This is a genomic window from Thermoanaerobacter sp. CM-CNRG TB177 (assembly GCF_018588165.1).
Taxonomy (GTDB): Bacteria; Bacillota; Thermoanaerobacteria; order Thermoanaerobacterales; family Thermoanaerobacteraceae; genus Thermoanaerobacter; species Thermoanaerobacter thermocopriae.
The window spans coordinates 1-18,295 of record NZ_JAFCAC010000055.1; the positions used below are offsets into that span (position 1 = coordinate 1).

17 protein-coding genes are annotated in these 18,295 nt (G+C 35.3%); 5 read left to right on the forward strand and 12 right to left on the reverse strand.

All coding sequences use genetic code 11. The features are described 5' to 3' along the window. A partial coding sequence (locus I4N53_RS05610) for an AAA family ATPase (RefSeq protein ID WP_214495800.1) occupies window positions 1-525 on the reverse strand: 525 nt, incomplete at its 3' end. Window positions 526-830: 305 nt separating this feature from the next. After that, window positions 831-3,317: an O-antigen ligase family protein gene (locus I4N53_RS05615; RefSeq protein ID WP_214495801.1), complete on the reverse strand. Its 2,487-nt coding sequence runs from the start codon at window positions 3,315-3,317 to the stop codon at window positions 831-833. Window positions 3,318-3,513: 196 nt separating this feature from the next. Here I4N53_RS05615 and I4N53_RS05620 point away from each other — a divergent pair, with 196 nt between their 5' ends. From I4N53_RS05620 to I4N53_RS05640, 5 genes are all read left to right on the forward strand, one after another. Further along, window positions 3,514-4,524 carry an ABC transporter substrate-binding protein gene (locus I4N53_RS05620; RefSeq protein ID WP_214495802.1) on the forward strand — a complete coding sequence of 337 codons (1,011 nt, stop codon included), beginning with the start codon at window positions 3,514-3,516 and terminating at the stop codon, window positions 4,522-4,524. 84 nt (window positions 4,525-4,608) lie between these two features. Further along, window positions 4,609-5,355 (forward strand): ABC transporter ATP-binding protein, encoded by a 747-nt coding sequence (locus I4N53_RS05625; protein ID WP_013150004.1) that lies wholly within the window; start codon window positions 4,609-4,611, stop codon window positions 5,353-5,355. After that, entirely contained in the window at window positions 5,348-6,160 is an 813-nt protein-coding gene (locus I4N53_RS05630; protein WP_013150003.1) for an ABC transporter permease, read from the forward strand. Before I4N53_RS05625 ends, I4N53_RS05630 begins: the two co-directional genes overlap by 8 nt. Before the next feature lie 71 nt (window positions 6,161-6,231). Next, the gene (locus I4N53_RS05635; RefSeq protein ID WP_214495803.1) at window positions 6,232-7,863 is read left to right on the forward strand and encodes an NAD+ synthase; all 1,632 of its coding nucleotides are present in this window, start codon (window positions 6,232-6,234) and stop codon (window positions 7,861-7,863) included. Window positions 7,864-7,896: 33 nt separating this feature from the next. After that, window positions 7,897-8,760: a DMT family transporter gene (locus tag I4N53_RS05640; RefSeq protein ID WP_214495804.1), complete on the forward strand. Its 864-nt coding sequence runs from the start codon at window positions 7,897-7,899 to the stop codon at window positions 8,758-8,760. A gap of 45 nt (window positions 8,761-8,805) precedes the next feature. Here the strand turns inward: I4N53_RS05640 and I4N53_RS05645 are convergent, their stop codons facing one another. The 10 genes from I4N53_RS05645 to lon form a co-directional block, all read right to left on the reverse strand. Next, window positions 8,806-9,219: a F0F1 ATP synthase subunit epsilon gene (locus I4N53_RS05645; protein WP_013150000.1), complete on the reverse strand. Its 414-nt coding sequence runs from the start codon at window positions 9,217-9,219 to the stop codon at window positions 8,806-8,808. Window positions 9,220-9,229: 10 nt separating this feature from the next. Next, on the reverse strand, window positions 9,230-10,615 hold the full coding sequence (atpD, locus tag I4N53_RS05650) for a F0F1 ATP synthase subunit beta (RefSeq protein WP_012994740.1): 1,386 nt from the start codon (window positions 10,613-10,615) through the stop codon (window positions 9,230-9,232). A 14-nt stretch (window positions 10,616-10,629) separates the two neighbouring features. Then, window positions 10,630-11,514 (reverse strand): ATP synthase F1 subunit gamma, encoded by an 885-nt coding sequence (gene atpG / locus I4N53_RS05655; protein ID WP_013149998.1) that lies wholly within the window; start codon window positions 11,512-11,514, stop codon window positions 10,630-10,632. Next, window positions 11,514-13,034: a F0F1 ATP synthase subunit alpha gene (gene atpA / locus I4N53_RS05660; RefSeq protein ID WP_214495805.1), complete on the reverse strand. Its 1,521-nt coding sequence runs from the start codon at window positions 13,032-13,034 to the stop codon at window positions 11,514-11,516. The genes atpG and atpA overlap by 1 nt, the downstream gene beginning before the upstream one ends. A 23-nt stretch (window positions 13,035-13,057) precedes the next feature. After that, window positions 13,058-13,591, reverse strand: a complete 534-nt coding sequence (atpH, locus tag I4N53_RS05665; protein ID WP_013149997.1) for an ATP synthase F1 subunit delta — start codon at window positions 13,589-13,591, stop codon at window positions 13,058-13,060. Further along, complete coding sequence (gene atpF / locus I4N53_RS05670; RefSeq protein WP_013149996.1) at window positions 13,579-14,070, reverse strand: F0F1 ATP synthase subunit B; 492 nt, start codon at window positions 14,068-14,070, stop codon at window positions 13,579-13,581. The genes atpH and atpF overlap by 13 nt, the downstream gene beginning before the upstream one ends. A gap of 38 nt (window positions 14,071-14,108) precedes the next feature. Then, window positions 14,109-14,330 (reverse strand): ATP synthase F0 subunit C, encoded by a 222-nt coding sequence (gene atpE / locus I4N53_RS05675; RefSeq protein ID WP_012994735.1) that lies wholly within the window; start codon window positions 14,328-14,330, stop codon window positions 14,109-14,111. Window positions 14,331-14,403: 73 nt separating this feature from the next. Continuing rightward, window positions 14,404-15,060 (reverse strand): F0F1 ATP synthase subunit A, encoded by a 657-nt coding sequence (locus tag I4N53_RS05680; protein ID WP_013149995.1) that lies wholly within the window; start codon window positions 15,058-15,060, stop codon window positions 14,404-14,406. Window positions 15,061-15,350: 290 nt separating this feature from the next. After that, window positions 15,351-15,929, reverse strand: a complete 579-nt coding sequence (yihA, locus tag I4N53_RS05685; protein ID WP_028992013.1) for a ribosome biogenesis GTP-binding protein YihA/YsxC — start codon at window positions 15,927-15,929, stop codon at window positions 15,351-15,353. Then, window positions 15,919-18,255, reverse strand: a complete 2,337-nt coding sequence (lon, locus tag I4N53_RS05690) for an endopeptidase La (protein WP_214495806.1) — start codon at window positions 18,253-18,255, stop codon at window positions 15,919-15,921. Before lon ends, yihA begins: the two co-directional genes overlap by 11 nt. Window positions 18,256-18,295: the final 40 nt, after the last annotated feature.

The window sequence follows — 18,295 nt, forward strand, 5'->3', positions numbered from 1 at the left end:
ATTGGCAAAATGGTCATATTCGTCTATTATTAGATAAATCTTTTTACCTACTTTCTCTACTTCTTCAATTAGTTGGTTTATTATTGATTTTATATCTGATTTCTTTTTGATATGCTCTTTTATTTCGTCTATGTCTTTAAACATGTTTCGGTATTTGTTTAAAAAGCTGCTTATTGAATCAATTAGGTTTTGTTTAAAGGATTTTTCTAATCTTTCTCTATTGCCTGTATCTAATCCTGAAAAGTCAAGCTCTAATACCATATAACTGTTCTTTAGCTTTGTTGGCTTCTTTCCTATATATAAGTCGCCAAATAGTTTCTCAAAGTCTTCCTCATTGTTTATGTCATAATAGTTCTCTAATGTGGAAAGAAAGAGACTTTTCCCAAATCTTCTCGGCCTTATGAAAAACAGGTATTTGCTGTTTAGATTCTCTATCTTCTCTATATACATCGTCTTGTCTACGTAAAGATATCCTTCTTCTCTCATCGCTCTGAAATTGGACATCCCATAGGGTATTTTCTTCATTCTTACCACTCCTAATTTTCCTTATTTTGCGCTTTTTAACTGAGATTTTTCGTGGTACTTTACTACTTAGAAAGATAAAATGAAAGTAATGGTTCAAAATAATAAAGAAGTAATATTTTATCAGTTAATTAATTATACCATACTTTACAAAAAAAGACACACTTTATAGTGTATCTCGATGTCCAATTTACTGGGGAGTCGTGAGATGACAAAGTAAGAACTGATGAAAACATATAAAAACCTTTGCTGACTTTATCATACCATTTCTATTATGAGTAATCAAGATAAAAAAGAGAGATACACTTTTATTGTATCTCTTGAAGTACCTTTTTGGATTCTTCTATTATCTTTTTGGTCGTTTCAGTCATAGGTTTGGGCTCTAAGGATTTGGAGTTTGCTTTGTCAAACATTTTTTGCACATCAACCGCTTTTTGCAAAAATTCCTTTGCCTTTTCTTTATCTCCATTGTTTAAATAATACATACCAACCTTGTTATAAGCATCAGCTAATTGCTGATAATTTTCTGGCCTCAATGGTTGTACTTCTACCGCTTTTAATACGTATTTAAGGCCAAGGTCAATTTGTCCATGTGCAAGGTAGAAAGCCCCTAATTGTGCATTAAGTTGAGAATTGAAAGGCTCTAACTGCACGGCTTTTTCTTCCTCAAACATCGCTTTTTGAAGCTTTACAGCATCCTTTAACTGGTCACCAAGGGCAGTTAAAATTTGCCCGTATGCCATTCTGTATTTTGCATTCCATGGGTCATAGGATACTGCTTTTTCGTAATTTTGTTCTGCCAAAACAAAATTTTGTTGTCTCAAAAAGTTATCCCCTTTTACAGCATAACTTAACGCTACTGACATAGAACCAGACATAAACATTACAACGAAGGCTACTAGTATTGCTAAATAGTTTAAGTAAATCTTTTTGTCTTTTATTTTAAATTTTAGTATATCCAAAGAATTTATTACACCAATTAATGCCCAAAGTGCAATAGATACCGCAGAAAGCGACAGGTCAAAATCCATTGCAGCATGAGCATAAAGACTTACTACGCTTACTATAACAGCAGCAATTAAAATTCTGCCTTTGTCCTCTAAATATCCTTTATATACTCTGTACATGCTCCTGAAAAGTGACACTAACAAAAATACTATAGCGATAGCTCCAATAATACCGGTATCTAAAAGCACCTGCATGAAATAGTTATGGGTTTGTGTAGTCCAATACAGGTAAGATTGGTATTTAAAATATAGTGATGACCATGCGCCGCCACCTGCTCCAAATATAGGATAATCTTTGAAAATTTTAAACCCGTCTTTATAAAATTGCATCCTTTGTGAACTACTGCGGCTGGTAAAGTCTATATCTTGTACACGGGATGCAATATCCTCTGGCAAGTATTTATATTTTAACATTATGTTTTGTATTTCATGAGGAGCATTTTTAGGATATATTTGTGCTTTTGTAAAAGTTACTGACGTATTTTGGAAGTTATTCACAAATGTTATGGCAAGCCTTTTTGTGTCTTTCAAAGTAGTAAATTCTATTGTTTTTTCTCCTACGAAATTGTCTTTGTCGTAAAATTCTGCAATTTTAGTAGATTGGTCATTTTCATTTCTACTGTTTATTATTATACCGTAAGCCCAATCCTTATTTGAGGGATTTTTAGCTGTAACTTCGTATTTTAACACATATATTCTATCAGGTTCTGCACTTACAAACCTTGTCACACTTTTTATACTGTCAGGCTCCTCTGCATCATGTTTTAAAGTCAAAGGGACTTGTGTCGTAAAAACTATATACCCTGCCGCTAACACAAAAACTCCAGTTACTGCAGCAATAGCTATTCCTGCTCTTACATTTATTTTATTGACAATACTTACAATAAAGCTTATTGCGTATGTAATAATTAGTGAAGCAAAAACCCCAATCAAATACCATTTGATTAAGGTAGAAGCTACACCGCTGGCAACTGCCGAATTAAACTTTACTATAGGAAGTGCTGAAGCAATCACAACTCCCACAAAATATATAAAAGGTTCTATTCTTTTGCCCCTTGGCATCAAAAGCATGAGGATAATGCCAAGGAAGGGAAGCATAAGCCATGCGCCGCGAGACAAGGTAAACACATAAGCATAAAACTGTGTATAAGCGGTCACTCCGTATATTGCCTTTAAATATTTATTATCAGTGTAAGAAATTAAAGCTAGATTGACAAGGAAAAAAGCCATCAAAAATGAAGCTGTTGTATTGGGGTATTGAAAAGTAGAGTTTATCCTGCCTCCTACCCATGAACCGTTGTAATGAATGAGATTAACTGAAGACCCAAGTCCCACAATTGCCACAACAAAAGAGCTTAAAACTAGCACGTTTAACAACATAAAAATTTTTTTGTTATCTCTTACGGTTCTACTAGCCATAAAATATATGAACAAATAGTCAAAATATCTCAAAACTTCACCTATGCTCGCTCTTATATTTACCGCAAAAAAAGTAGAGATTATGTATGCCCCTACAAGAGATAAAGCAGCATAATCTAGGATAGTACTCACTATAGGTTCTTTTTTCACAATTTTAAAGCTAACCCATATAATAAATACTGCAGAAGTCAATGCAATCGTAGGGAACATTTCTTTTTCAAAGTACATGCCTCTAAAAAAAGGTGGATAAAATACAAGAATTAAAAGGAGTATGTAAAATACTGTATCTATGCCTATTAAACTTCTAGACACATTTTTAGCTTGTTTTTTTATTGTCTTTCCTTTTTTTGCAGCTACTTTTTGTGCCATCTTCAATCCCCTTCTCTTGTAGCATTTTAATCCATTAAGACCACAGTATATACATATTCGACAAAAATTTCACTTTTCCTTCTTTTTATCAAATATCATTTACAAATTTAAAATCGCAAAAAGGCACAATTTGTGTCAATCACACATTTTAACTGCAAGAATATAATAAAGTGAAAATAGAAAAAGGAGGATGGATATGAGGCTTAAGTACTTAATTGTATTCCTTTTAGTATTAGCCTTAACAGTTTCTTTATTTGCAGGATGTACAAATAAAAGTCAAAAACTTACAAAAATCAATTTCATAGAGACAGTTCATTCTATCTTTTACGCTCCCTATTACGTAGCTGTAAGCCAAGGCTTTTTCAAAGAACAGGGGCTAGAGCTTGTCATTACAACTGCTCAAGGGTCAGACAAAGCTGCAACAGCTGTTTTGTCTGGCACAGCAGACATAGGGCTTCAAGGGCCCGAAACGACTGTATACGTACTTAAAGAAGGAAGAGATGATTATCTTGTAAATTTTGGTCAATTGACAAGAAAAGATGGATCTTTTCTCTTGGGAAAAAAGCCTGAACCGGACTTTAAATGGGAAAATTTAAGAGGTAAAAAGGTAATAGGCGGGAGACCCGGTGGGATGCCTCAAATGACACTGGAATACATTTTAAAAGAACACGGCATAAACCCAAAGACAGATTTGACCCTTATCACCAATCTTCAATTTACAGCCACAGCCGGTGCCTTTATGTCCTCTGATGCAGATTATGTGGCATTATTCGAGCCTACGGCTTCTTTAGTCGAAAAGGAAAAGGGAGGATACATCGTTGCATCAGTTGGCGCCTCCAGTCATGAAGTTCCTTATACCACTTTTAATGCAAGAAAAAGCTATATTGAAAAACATCCTGATATAATACAGCGTTTTGTGAATGCAGTATATAAAGGGATGCTATGGGTAGACTCTCACTCCTCTAAAGAAGTAGCGGAAGCAATTAAGCCTTTCTTCCCAGATGCTGATGTAGACCTTATGGCGACAGCAATTGATAGGTACAAAAGTCAAAACACCTGGGGCACCACTCTAAAAATGAAAGCTGAGGACTTTGATTTCCTACAAAATATACTTTTAGATGCAGGTGTAATAAAAGAAAAGGTGGACTCTCACCTTCTAATCAACAATACTTTCGCTGAAAAAGCTGAAAAAATGATCAAAAAGTAAAGTTTTAAATTGTGCTCAATATGTCCGTCCCATATTGAGCACAACTCCCATTTTATTAACTTCGCATAGAAGGGAGTGTCTTTTATGAATAAAATAATGGTCAGCCTCAAAGACGTATCCTTTAATTATCACACCTTAGAGGATGAAACGGAAGCTTTAAAAAATATTTCTTTTGATGTGTACGAAGGAGAATTTGTAGGGATTATAGGCCCTTCTGGTTGTGGTAAATCTACTCTTCTTTCGATTATTTCCGGCCTTTTAAAGCCTTCTTACGGAAGTATAGAGGTAAATGGAAAAATAGGCTATATGCTTCAAAAAGACCACCTCTTTGAATGGCGAAATATATGGCAAAATGTGCTACTTGGACTTGAAATACAAAAAAGCCTAACAGAAGAATCCAAAAAATACGCAGAAGGTTTGCTTATAAAATACGGCCTTAGAGAGTTTAAAAACTATTATCCCAATCAATTGTCAGGAGGAATGCGGCAAAGAGCCGCTCTCATAAGAACATTGGCTTTAAAACCTGATATACTTTTATTAGATGAAGCTTTTTCTGCTTTAGACTACCAAACAAGACTTGCTATATCCGATGAAGTGTATAAAATTCTTAAATACGAGCAAAAAACTGCGGTCATAGTAACCCACGATATCTCAGAGGCAATTTCTATGTGTGACAGAATTATAGTTCTATCAAATAGGCCTGCCCATGTTAAAAAGATTTATGACATTATTTTAACCTGTGAAGACCGCTCTCCAATAGGGTGCAGAAAAGCCCCTGAGTTTAGAGAATATTTTAATTCTATTTGGAAGGAGTTGGATGTCCATGTATGAAGCAGCAACCCCTTATATTTCAAAAGAGCACAGGGAATTTTTAAAAAAGGTAAAGAGAAAAAACATATTGGTGCGAATCACTCAATTTACAATACTAGTCCTCTTTTTTGCAGCATGGGAAATTGTAGCAAGATACAAAATTGTAGACCCTTTTTTGGTCAGTCAGCCTTCAAGAATGTTAAAAACTATGATGACTTTAAGCCAGAATGGTTATTTTTTTATGCACATATGGGTTACTTTGAGTGAAACGATAATAGGTTTTACTCTTGGCACAATAATTGGCATGATAATCGCTATACTTTTGTGGTGGTCAGACTTTTTGTCAAAAGTTGCAGAACCTTATTTAGTAGTACTCAATAGCCTCCCTAAAATTGCATTGGGTCCTATATTTATAGTTTGGATGGGAAATGGAGAAGCTCCAATAATTACAATGGCTCTCGCTATTTCACTGATAGTCACTATAATAAGCTTACAAACGGGTTTTAAGGAAGTTGACGAAGAAAAAATAAAACTTTTAAAAACTTTTGGTGCCACAAAAATGCAAATACTTACAAAATGTATTCTTCCTGCCAGTGTTCCAACGATTATTTCCGCCATAAAAATAAATATCGGACTTTCCTGGGTGGGAGTAATTACAGGAGAATTCTTAGTTTCTAAGGCAGGTTTGGGATATTTGATTGTCTACGGCGGTCAAATTTTTAAGTTGGATTTAGTAATGACAAGTGTCTTGATCCTCTCAATACTATCTGCCTTGATGTATATTTTTATAGTGTATCTTGAAAAAAAGCTGATAAGGTGGAGATAGAAAACAGTGTTTTTTGTCTTTTTATGTGCTAAAATATGTATTGTAGTACTATAACTGCGGGGTGAAAACTAATGAAAATCGCATTGGCACAAATAAATCCAGTTGTAGGAGATATAAAAGGAAACTTCGAAAAGATAGTAGAGTTTATAAATAGAGCAAAATACCAAAAAGCTGACCTTGTGGTGTTCCCTGAACTAGCTACTGTAGGCTATCCTCCTAAAGACTTTTTGTTTATGCAAGATTTTTTAAAGGCCAATGAAAAATATATAAATGAAATAGTTTTACCTGCTACTTATCAAATTGGAGTAATACTGGGTACTGTAAGGCAAGACACAGAAGGCAACCTTTATAATTCTGCTTTTTTTATTTATGACGGTAAAATAGTCGAGGTTTTTGACAAGACTTTACTTCCCAACTATGACGTGTTTGATGAAAAAAGATATTTCAAACCAGCACAATTAAGAAAGGTAGCTTCTTTTAAAGGAATAAAATTAGGAGTTAATATATGTGAAGATATATGGAAAGATTATGTTTTTGAACCAAATGTAGATTATTCTGTTGATGTTTTAGAAGAGCAATATAAGTTAAAGCCTGATATTTTTATAAATATTTCGGCATCTCCCTATTACCTGGGTAAACAAAACATGAGAGTAGAAATGATAGAGAAAAAGATAAAAAAGTACGCAATTCCTTTTATCTATGTGAATCAAGTTGGTGCAAATGATGAGTTGATATTTGACGGTTCTAGTTTTGTAGTAAATGAAGAGGGCAAAAGAGTGGTACAACTTAAAGCTTTTGAGGAAGACATTAAAATTGTCGATATTGATGAGTTGAAAAATTTTAAAGAGCTCCCCGAAATGAAAGAGGATATATCATGGGTATATAATGCTCTTGTCCTTGGTGTAAGAGATTATTGTAAAAAATCAGGTTTTAAAAAGGCAGTAGTAGGCTTAAGCGGTGGAATAGACTCGGCAGTAGTTTGTGCTATCGCAGTAGAAGCTTTAGGAAAAGAAAATGTTCTTGCCGTCTCAATGCCCTCAAGATACTCCTCTGAAGGGAGTAAAAGTGATGCAAGAATACTGGCTGAAAATTTGGGAATTGAATTTAGAGTAATCCCAATAGAGCCCGTGTTTGAAAGTTATTTATCCGTTTTCAATGGTGATAACAGCGCCATAGGTGACCTGGCAGAAGAAAATATACAAGCAAGAATAAGAGGTAATTATTTAATGTTTATATCAAATAGGGAAGGGCACATTGTTTTAACTACCGGAAATAAATCAGAATTGGCAATGGGATATTGCACTCTTTATGGAGATATGAGTGGAAGCCTTGCACCAATTGCAGATGTCCCTAAGACGATGGTATATGAGCTTGCGAAATATATAAACAGAAAAAAAGAAATAATTCCAATTTCTATAATTGAAAAAGCCCCTTCTGCAGAATTAAGACCTAATCAAAAAGATGAAGATTCATTACCTCCTTATAAGATTTTAGATGAAATACTGAAAATGTATATAGAGGAAAACAGGTCAGTAAAAGAAATAGTAGAAAAGGGATATGATGAAAAATTGGTAAAAGATGTTATAAATAAAGTCAACAGAATAGAGTACAAAAGAAAACAAGCAGCACCTGTACTCAAAGTCACCACCAAAGCCTTTGGAATAGGAAGGCGTATGCCAATTGTTCACAACTTTAAACTATAGCTTTATTTTAGTAACATACGAGGAGGAGATAGCTTGTCAACGCAACTTAAAAGCGACATTGTGCTTATCTTAGTAACTATGGTGTGGGGAACTACATTTATAATAGTCAAAAATGCTATACAGACACTTCCGGTATACAACTTTCTTTTTATACGTTTTTTATTAGCTTTTTTGCTTCTTACAATAATTTTTCATAAAAAATTAAAAACCATTGACAAAAAAACATTGGCTGTTGCTTCGGTAATTGGGGCAATGCTTTTTTTAGGTTATGCCTTTCAGACAATGGGACTTAAATACACTACAGCATCCAAATCAGGGTTTATAAGCGGCTTTAGCGTAGTATTAGTACCAATTTTAGAAGCAGTGTTTCTTAAAAGAAAACCTTCAAAATCTTCAATTTTGGGAATTGTACTTGCTTTTATAGGACTTATACTGCTTACTGCAAATATTGATTTATCTATTAACATAGGTGACTTTTTGACGCTTTTGTGTGCTTTTGCGTTTGGAATGCAGATTGTTTTAATAGCAAAATATGCCTCCACCTTGGATACATACTTGCTCGCTACTATTCAAATAGGAATAGTTGCACTTTTAAGCGGCATTATAACTTTGTTACTTGAAAAGCCTTTTGTACCTACATCTTTCAATGTATGGGCAGCAATTGTAATAACTGGTGTTTTCGCTACGGCCTTTGCTATTGTTGCACAAAATACAATGCAAGCCTATACTACTGCTACCCATGCCGCTTTGATATTTGCATTAGAACCAGTTTTCGCTGCAATAGCTGCTTTTTTAATTGGGGGTGAAGTAATGTCTTTTAGAGCAATACTAGGTGGAATTTTTATGTTTACCGGTATAGTTCTTTCTGAACTACCTGAAAAAGAAACAGGCAAATAACAAAACCTCCTACTGCTTTTAAATTACCAGTAGGAAGTTCTATATTTACATACGGTGATATTTACTTGCAATGTTGAGCCTCGTTAATGCTCTTTTTAAAGCGGCTTCCGCCAAAAGATGTTCATGTTTACTTCTTCTTTGTCTGAGTTTTTCTTCTGCCCTTTCTTTAGCCGCTTGAGCACGAGCTATATCAATTTCTTCAGGCCACTCCACTGCACTGGACAAAATTGTCACACTATCTCTTTTAACTTCCATAAAGCCACCGGAAATAAAGGCTTCTCGCCACTGGCCATCTTCTTTGATCTGCAAAGTACCTGTACCTATGGCTGCTGTCATGGGGATATGGCCTTTTAAAATACCTATTTGACCAGTGGTTATAGTAACTATTATCTCTTCCACATCCCCTTCATAAAATTTTCTATGAGGAGTTAAAACCTCGAGGTGAAAATTTTTATCCATTCATTCCACCTCATTTCATCTTTTCAGCTTTTTCATAGACTTCGTCAATGTTTCCTACCATGTAAAAAGCGGCTTCTGGAATATCATCCATTTCTCCCTCTACAATCTTTTTAAATCCTCTGATGGTCTCTTTCAGTGGCACATATTTACCAGGTATTCCAGTAAAAGTTTCTGCTACAAAGAAGGGCTGGGATAAAAATCTCTGTATTTTTCTCGCTCTGTAAACAATGAGTTTGTCTTCGTCTGTCAGCTCTTCCATGCCCAATATGGCGATTATATCCTGTAGTTCTTTATATCTCTCCAAGATTTCTTGTACCTTTCTTGCCACAGAATAATGCTCTTCTCCTACTATATGGGGCTCTAATATGCGGGAAGTAGAATCCAATGGATCAACAGCAGGATATATTCCCATTTCAGCAATACTTCTTGACAAAACAGTTGTCGCATCCAAGTGAGTAAAAGTGGTAGCCGGAGCAGGGTCAGTTAGGTCATCGGCAGGTACATAAACAGCTTGAACTGATGTGATGGAGCCTTTTTTGGTAGAAGTAATTCTCTCTTGCAAAAGCCCCAACTCTGTTGCCAAAGTAGGCTGATATCCAACTGCAGAAGGCATTCTTCCTAAAAGTGCCGAAACTTCTGAACCTGCCTGAACAAATCTAAAGATGTTATCTATAAATAAAAGTACGTCTTGGTGTTCTTCATCTCTGAAATACTCTGCCATTGTAAGCCCTGCAAGAGCTACTCTCATCCTGGCACCCGGTGGCTCATTCATCTGCCCAAATACAAAAGCGGTCTTGTCGAGAACTCCTGATTCCTGCATTTCATGCCATAATTCATTTCCTTCACGGGACCTTTCACCAACGCCTGTAAAAATTGAATAGCCACCATGCTCTATCGCAACATTTCGTATAAGCTCCATTATCAAAACAGTTTTGCCAACACCAGCCCCACCAAAAAGCCCTATTTTGCCCCCTTTCGGATAGGGAGTTAGTAAATCTATAACTTTTATACCTGTCTCCAAAATTTCAGTAGCAGGGCTTTGCTCTTCAAAAGGAGGTGCTTTTCTGTGAATCGACATGTATTTTACATCATTGACTTCCCCTAATTCATCAATCGGCTGCCCTAACACGTTAAACATCCTACCTAAGGTTCCTTTTCCCACAGGAACCATTATGGTATTACCTGTATCTATACATTCCATTCCTCTTTGTAAGCCATCAGTTGGAGCCATCGCAATACATCTTACTATATTGTCACCTACGTGCTGTGATACTTCAACAATTAATTCTCTATCCCCCATAGGTATTTTTATAGCATTGTTTATAGGTGGAAGTTCTCCTTCAAATTTTATATCAACAACAGGACCAATGACCTGTGTAATATATCCCTTCTTCAATCTATCATCTCCTTTTATACAGATGCCCCTGCTATTATTTCTGAAAGTTCCTGAGTAATAGAAGATTGCCTCATTTTATTGTATTCCAATGTAAGTCTGTTTATCATCTTGTCAGCATTTGACGTTGCACCATCCATTGCTACCATCCTTGAAAAATGCTCTGAAGCAAAAGCTTGAACGAGTATGCTGTATATTAGACCTTTTAGATACTCAGGAACAAGTACGTTAAAGACTTCTGCAGCAGAAGGTTCGTATACCATGTCACTATCAATTACTACTTCCTTCTTTTCAGGTTTCCCTTCCTTAGCTAATTCCATAAAATTATCAATATCCAAAGGTAAAAGCCTCAAGGCTCTTACCTTTTGCACAAGTCCTTGCATTTCAGTATAGACAATAGATATTTCGTCCACCAGTCCTTTATCATATGCATTTAGTATGAAATCTGTTATTTCCCCTGCTGCAGCTGTTGTTGGATTTTGAGCAGTATATAGAAATTCTATGTCTACATTGTATCCTTTTTTCACAAAGTAGTGTCGCCCCACTTCACCTATTACAACAATTGAGTCTACCTTTTCCCTGTCAATTATTTCTTGGGCTGTTTTTATGACATTGTGATTGTAAGTGCCGCAGAGGCCTTTATCTCCTGTTATGACTATCAGAGATTTTCTCTTATCCTTTTTGTCTTGCTCTTTTTTCTCAAGATACCGAGAAGTAACTTCCCCGGTGTGAAGCAATATATCCCTCATAGTAAGCAAAACCTTATGATAATAAGGTCTTACATTGTCTAACATGACTTTTGCCTTTTGAAACTTTGAAGCTGATATCAAATACATAGCTCTTGTAATCTTTCTGGTCTCTTTGACGCTTTTGATACGTAAGGCTATATCTCTTTTTCCCATCAGCTATCACCCTTTGGGGCGTACTTTTGTTTGTATTCCAAAATTGCAGCTTTTAACTTTTCCTCTGTCTCAGAGGTTAAATCTTTTGTTTCCCTTATTGACTGTTTTATTTCGGGATAATTTATATCTAAAAATTCTAAAAGTCCTTTTACAAAAGGTCTCACTTCTTCTACCTCAATATCAGTTACATATCTATTCATCACAGTATATATGGCAATTACTTGATCTTCGACCGGCATTGGCTGATATTGAGGTTGTTTTGTGATTTCAATTATCCTTTCCCCTTGTCTTAAAACGTCAAGGGTCGCTTGGTCCAAGTCAGAACCAAAACGAGCAAAAACCTGTAATTCTCTATACTGAGAAAGTTCTAGCCTTAAATGGCCTGCCACTTTTTTCATCGCCTTTATTTGTGCAGCACCGCCTACTCGGGATACAGATAATCCCACGTTTATAGCTGGCCGTATCCCTGCATGGAAAAGCTCTGATTCAAGATATATCTGTCCATCCGTAATCGAAATTACATTTGTTGGAATATATGCCGATATATCCCCTGCCAACGTCTCAACAATGGGAAGAGCAGTCAAAGAACCTCCGCCGTATTCATCTGCAAGTCTCGCAGAGCGTTCAAGAAGCCTTGAGTGAAGGTAGAACACATCACCAGGGTATGCTTCCCTTCCCGGTGGCCTTCTCAAAAGCAAGGATATAGTTCTATAAGCTATTGCGTGTTTGGACAAGTCATCATAAACTACTAATACATCTTTACCCTGGTACATAAAATGTTCTCCTATGGCACATCCTGCGTAAGGTGCAATATACTGAAGCGCAGCTGAGTCACTGGCAGTTGAGGCAACAACTGTTGTATATTCCATAGCGCCGTGTTTTTGAAGCATATCTACAATCCCTGCAATAGTTGAGGCTTTTTGTCCTATAGCAACGTATATACAATATACACCTTTGTCCTTTTGATTTATTATAGTATCTATGGCTATTGCAGTTTTGCCTGTCTGTCTATCTCCTATTATTAACTCCCTCTGCCCTCTTCCTATTGGAATCATGGAATCTATGGCCAAAATGCCTGTCTGTAAAGGTGTATCAACAGATTTCCTCTTGATGATCGGTGGAGCTGGATATTCAATAGGGCGTTCTGCCTCATAGTTTATTGGCCCTTTGCCATCAATGGGTTGCCCTAGAGGATTTACTACTCTTCCTAGCATTTCTTTCCCAACAGGCACTTCCATGATTTTTCCTGTTCTTTTTACTGTATCCCCTTCTTTAACTTTTTCAGGGTCTCCAATGACTACAGCACCAACTGTGTCTTCTTCAAGATTTAAGACCATTCCCACGACTCCGCTTTCAAACTCCACCATTTCTCCCAACATAGCATTGTCAAGGCCATAAATTTTGGCAATTCCATCTCCTGACTGAATAACATGACCAATTTCTCGTGTTTCAATGTTGAAATCAAAATTTTTTATTTTTTCTTCTATAACTGAACTTATTTCTTCGGGTTTTATGGCCATATTTTCACCTTCTTAAACTGAGTTTACACTGCTTGTTTAATATTTTTAAGAAGTGCATTAAGCCTTGCTTTTATCGAACCATCAATTACAGTGTTTCCAATGATGAGTTTTAAGCCACCTAATATATTTTTATCGACTAATGGCTCTATGTTTACGCTTTTTGACAGCTTTTTTTCTAATCTTTCTTTAAGCCTTTGCAATACGTCCTTACTCAGTGGATGGGCGGAAATAACTTTTACATCCACTATATTAAAATAATCTTTATACAAACTCGTAAATTGATCTATAATTTCCCCAATCATGTTTTCTCTTTGTTTTGATATTATGACTTTTATAAAATTTACTATTTCTCTATCAAAATCTTTCAAAATTTGTTCTACAAATTTTATCTTTTTGGTTTTATCAATGCTTTTATTATTAAAAATTTGTTTTACCTTGTCAATTTGCAAGATTTCCATTACTTTCATTAACTCGTCGCGATATTCCTTCAATTTATTTTGCTCTTTTGCTACATTAAAAAGGGCATAAGCATACCGCTTAGCAATCACTTGTGCCATGATGCCCCAGCCTCCTCGATTACTTCCTCTATGATGTCTTCATCATTAATTGGAATCTTTTTCTCCAGCACACGAGAAGCGGCATCAATGACCAGTTGAGATAATTCTTCTCTTAAATCGTGCATTGCTTTAACCTTTTCCAAACTCGCTTCTTCCTTAGCTCTCTCTATTATAGCCTTAGCTTCTTTGTTAGCATCATCTATTATTTTGTTTGCTCTTTCTTCCGCAAATTTTTGCGCCCTTTCAATAATGGCTTTTTTCTCATTGTCTGCATTTTGCAATATTTCCTCATATTTTGCTTTTAAATTGTAAGCCTCCTGTTTTTCTCTTTCTGCTTCTTCCAAAGAAGACTTAATCTTGTTTTCTCTATCTTCAAGAAATTGCGTAACAGGTTTAAATAAGAGCCTTTTTAGTATATAGTAGAGAACAAGTATGTTGATTATTGTAAAAATGAAAGTCCAAATGTTAAAAAAGCCCAACTTTTTTCCCTTCTTTCATCAGGAAATCTCTTTTGAGCTTATGGCTTTAATATTATTATGAGGAATGCTACCAGTAAGCCATAAATAGCTGTTGCCTCAGCAAGAGCACCACCTAATAAAAGAAGCTGCATAATCCTCCCACCTGCTTCGGGTTGCCTTGCCACAGCCTCTACTGCCTTCCCTGTAGCAATACCTATACCAATACCTGCTCCTATACCTGTTAATGCAGCAATACCTGCGCCAATAACTGTCAAATCCATTTAAATCATCTCCTTTTCATTATTAATTTATTATAATTTTTAATTCTTTGTCGTTTATTATTAAGTTTGTCATTCATTCTTCTATCGCTTCTTGAATATACAGCATTGTCAAAAACACAAACACCAGCATTTGTAAAAGACCATCAAAAAGGTCAAAGTATATGCTAAATACCGCAGGAAGTACTATTGGGACGGCTCTTTCTATAAGTCCCATTATTGTAACAGCTGCAAATATATTGCCAAAGAGTCGGGCTGCCAGTGACAAAGGTCTTGTAAATAAATCTAAAACATTAATAAAAAAATTTATTGGAGACTTAAAAAAGTATTTTGCATACCCTTTAACTCCTCTTGCTCTTATGGAAGCTATAACAACAGTAACAATTGACATAAGGGCAAGAGCAGAAGTCGCACTTATATCTTTAGTAGGAGGTGCTAATCCAAAAATGCTTATAGTGTTGGCCAAAATCAAAAAAGCTGCTACAGTTCCTAAATAAGGAGTATAATCTTTCCAATAGTCCCCTAAAGAATTCTTTACAAATTTATTAAATCCCTCTATTATAAGCTCTACCATATTCTGTGTACCTTCAGGCACTAGTTTCCATCCTTTTGTAACTGCAGAAGTAGCAACAATCAATACAGCCATTATAATCCACTCAACTACTACTGTCATTGTAACAGGTATGCCGCCAAATAGAGGTATTGTAAACACTACCGGTGATTGTATTTGCACTTAATTCGCCTCCTTTTTCTTAACCCCCCAACACATATAATTATAAACCCGTAATGTAAAATCTTCAACCCAAAAATTTCTGATACAAAATATTTCGCATATCAAAATATTTTCTGTCAATATTTTAACTATCAACAGAATTTCACCCATAAATTATACCTCTTATAAATTTTTAATACAAATTGTTTATAACATTTAAAATACACTATCTGTAACTAATTTGTCAAAATTTTAAATAATTATTCTTCTCGTCAATTAAATTTCTCGCAAAATCGCTCAAAATCTCATTTTTACACATTCTTTTCAAAAATTGATAACACTTGTGATACTCCAATCTTTTCTAACGCAGAAAATATTACAACCTCTTCTCGATTAATGTTAAAAATTTTACAAACATCTTTCACCGCTTTTTGGGCTTGTGATTTGCTTACTTTATCCGCTTTAGTTAGTACTACAGTAAAAGGTAAATTTTTATATTTAAACCAATTTATCATTAATAAATCGTCTTCAGTTGGAACTCTTCGTATGTCTATTAAAAGTAATCCATGTCGTAAATTGCGAGAGGTGTTGAGAAAAGTTTCTATATTATGCGCCCATTGTTTTTTCATTTCTTTTGAAACTTTTGCATAGCCATATCCAGGCAAATCTACTAAATAAAATTTGTTGTTTATCAAATAAAAGTTTATACCTCGAGTTTTGCCAGGTCTTGAACTTGTTTTTGCAAGATTTTTTCTATTTAGTACTGTATTTATCAATGTAGATTTGCCCACGTTTGACCTCCCAGCAATTACTATTTGGGGAAGATCGTCTTTTGGATACTGCTCCTCATTAAAAGCAGATCTGGTAAATTCCACAGTTTTAATTTTCATAACAGCCCTCCTTAACCAATGCAAAGTCGAGGACCTCATCAATCCTTTCCACAAACTTGAATTCCAATTTTCGCTTTACACTTTGAGGAATCTCATCTAAATCCCTTTTATTTTCCTGAGGAAGTATTACTTTTGTTATCCCTGCTCTATTGGCTGCTAAAACTTTTTCTTTTACTCCCCCAATTGGAAGGATTTTGCCCGTCAAAGTTATTTCTCCTGTCATCGCTACATCTTTCCTCACAGGAACTTTTTTAAGAGCGGAAACCATAGCTGTCACCATAGTTATTCCTGCTGAAGGACCATCTTTTGGAATTGCACCTTCAGGTACGTGTATATGTATATCAACATTTTTGTAAAAATCTTTATCTATATTTAGTTTATTGGCATTTGCCCTTATGTAACTAAGACCAGCTTGGGCAGATTCTTTCATTACATCTCCTAATTGTCCAGTAAGATTGAGTTTTCCGCTTCCTGGCATTATAGAGGCTTCTACAGTTAAAATTTCTCCTCCTACCCTTGTCCATGCAAGTCCAAAAACTATCCCTATTTCGTCTTTTTGGTTCGCTTTGTCAGTACGGTAAATAGGTTTGCCTAAGTAAGACTGTAAATTTCTTTTTCCAACTTTTATTACTTGTGCGTTTTCTTCCACTATCTTCTTTATAGCCTTTCTTACAATTTGTGATAGATTTTTTTCTAAACCTCTTACTCCTGCTTCACGAGTATATTCCGAAATTATTCCGTAAATAGCAGATTCTTGGATTATTATCTTGTTATCTGGCACCCCATGTTCTTTTAAAATTCTAGGTATTAAATAGTCTTTTGCAATGTGAAGTTTTTCTTCTTCAGTGTATCCAGAAACATATATAATTTCCATTCTATCTAAAAGAGGTGCAGGTATAGTATCTGTAGTGTTAGCTGTTGTTATAAACAGGACCTTTGAAAGGTCAAAAGGTAAATCAAGATAATGGTCTCTAAAAGTGGAGTTTTGTTCTGGATCAAGGACTTCAAGCATTGCAGAGGCAGGGTCACCTCTAAAATCTGAACTCATTTTGTCTATTTCATCCAACAAAAACACCGGATTTTTTGACCCAGCTATTTTTATGGAATTTATAATACCCCCTGGTATAGCTCCTACATAAGTACGCCTGTGTCCCCTTATTTCTGCCTCATCTCTTACCCCACCAAGAGATAATCTAACAAATTTTCTGTTCATTGCTCTGGCAATAGACCTACCTAATGAAGTCTTACCCACACCTGGAGGACCTACAAGGCATAAAATTGGACTTTTAATTTTGTTGTAAAAACTTCTAACTGCTAAAAACTCTATTATCCTCTCTTTTACTTTCTTCAATCCATAATGGTCTTCATCCAATATTTTCTGTGCCCTTTTCAAATCTAAAATATCTTCTGTTTCATAATTCCAAGGCAAATCCAATATCCAATCTAAATATGTTCTCACCACAGAAGCTTCTGCCGAACCAGGCGCCATCTTGGAAAGGCGTTTTAATTCCTCTTTCGCCTTTTTTCTAACCTCTTCGGGTAAATCTTTTTCCTCTATTTTCTTTTCATACTCCTCAACTTCTTGATCAATCTCATCTGTCTCTCCTAATTCAGCTTTTATAGCTTTTAATTGTTCTCTTAAATAATATTCTTTCTGCAATTTATCAATTCGACTTCTAACTTTTGCATTTATTTCTTTTTCAATGCTTAATATTTCTAATTCTTTCATCAAAAATTCTAAAAGAGTTTCTAATCTTTTATTTACATCAAAGCATTCCAAAAGCTGTTGACTTTGATTCGTATTTAAAGATATATGAGCAGCAATCATGTCTGCTAGTCTTCCAGGTTCTTCTATATTTAATACACTATACAAACTCTCTATAGGCAGTCCCGAAGTCATATTTACATATTCTTTAAAAGCTGAAGTAACGCTTCTCATTAAAGCCTCAAGCTCTGGCGTTTTCTCAATTTCTTTTTGCTCTTCCTTTTCTATCACTTCCACTTCAAAAAAATCATCATCTCTTGTTATTTGTTGAATTTCAGCACGACTTATCCCTTCTACCAAAACCCTTATAAGTTCTCCTGGCAGTTTTAACATTTGCTTAACTTTTGTAATAGTTCCAACTTTGTAAACGTCGTCAACAGTCGGGTCTTCCACCTCCACTTCCTTTTGTGTTGTAACAAATATTAGCTGGTTTTTCATAAAAGCTTCTTCTAATGCCCTAATTGACTTTTCTCTTCCTATATCAAAATGTAGTACCATGTACGGAAAAATAGTTAATCCTCTTAAAGGAATCATTGGTAATATATACTTTTTTTCTGTCATATCTTCACCCTCTTTTATGCAATATAATCCAACCCCCCTT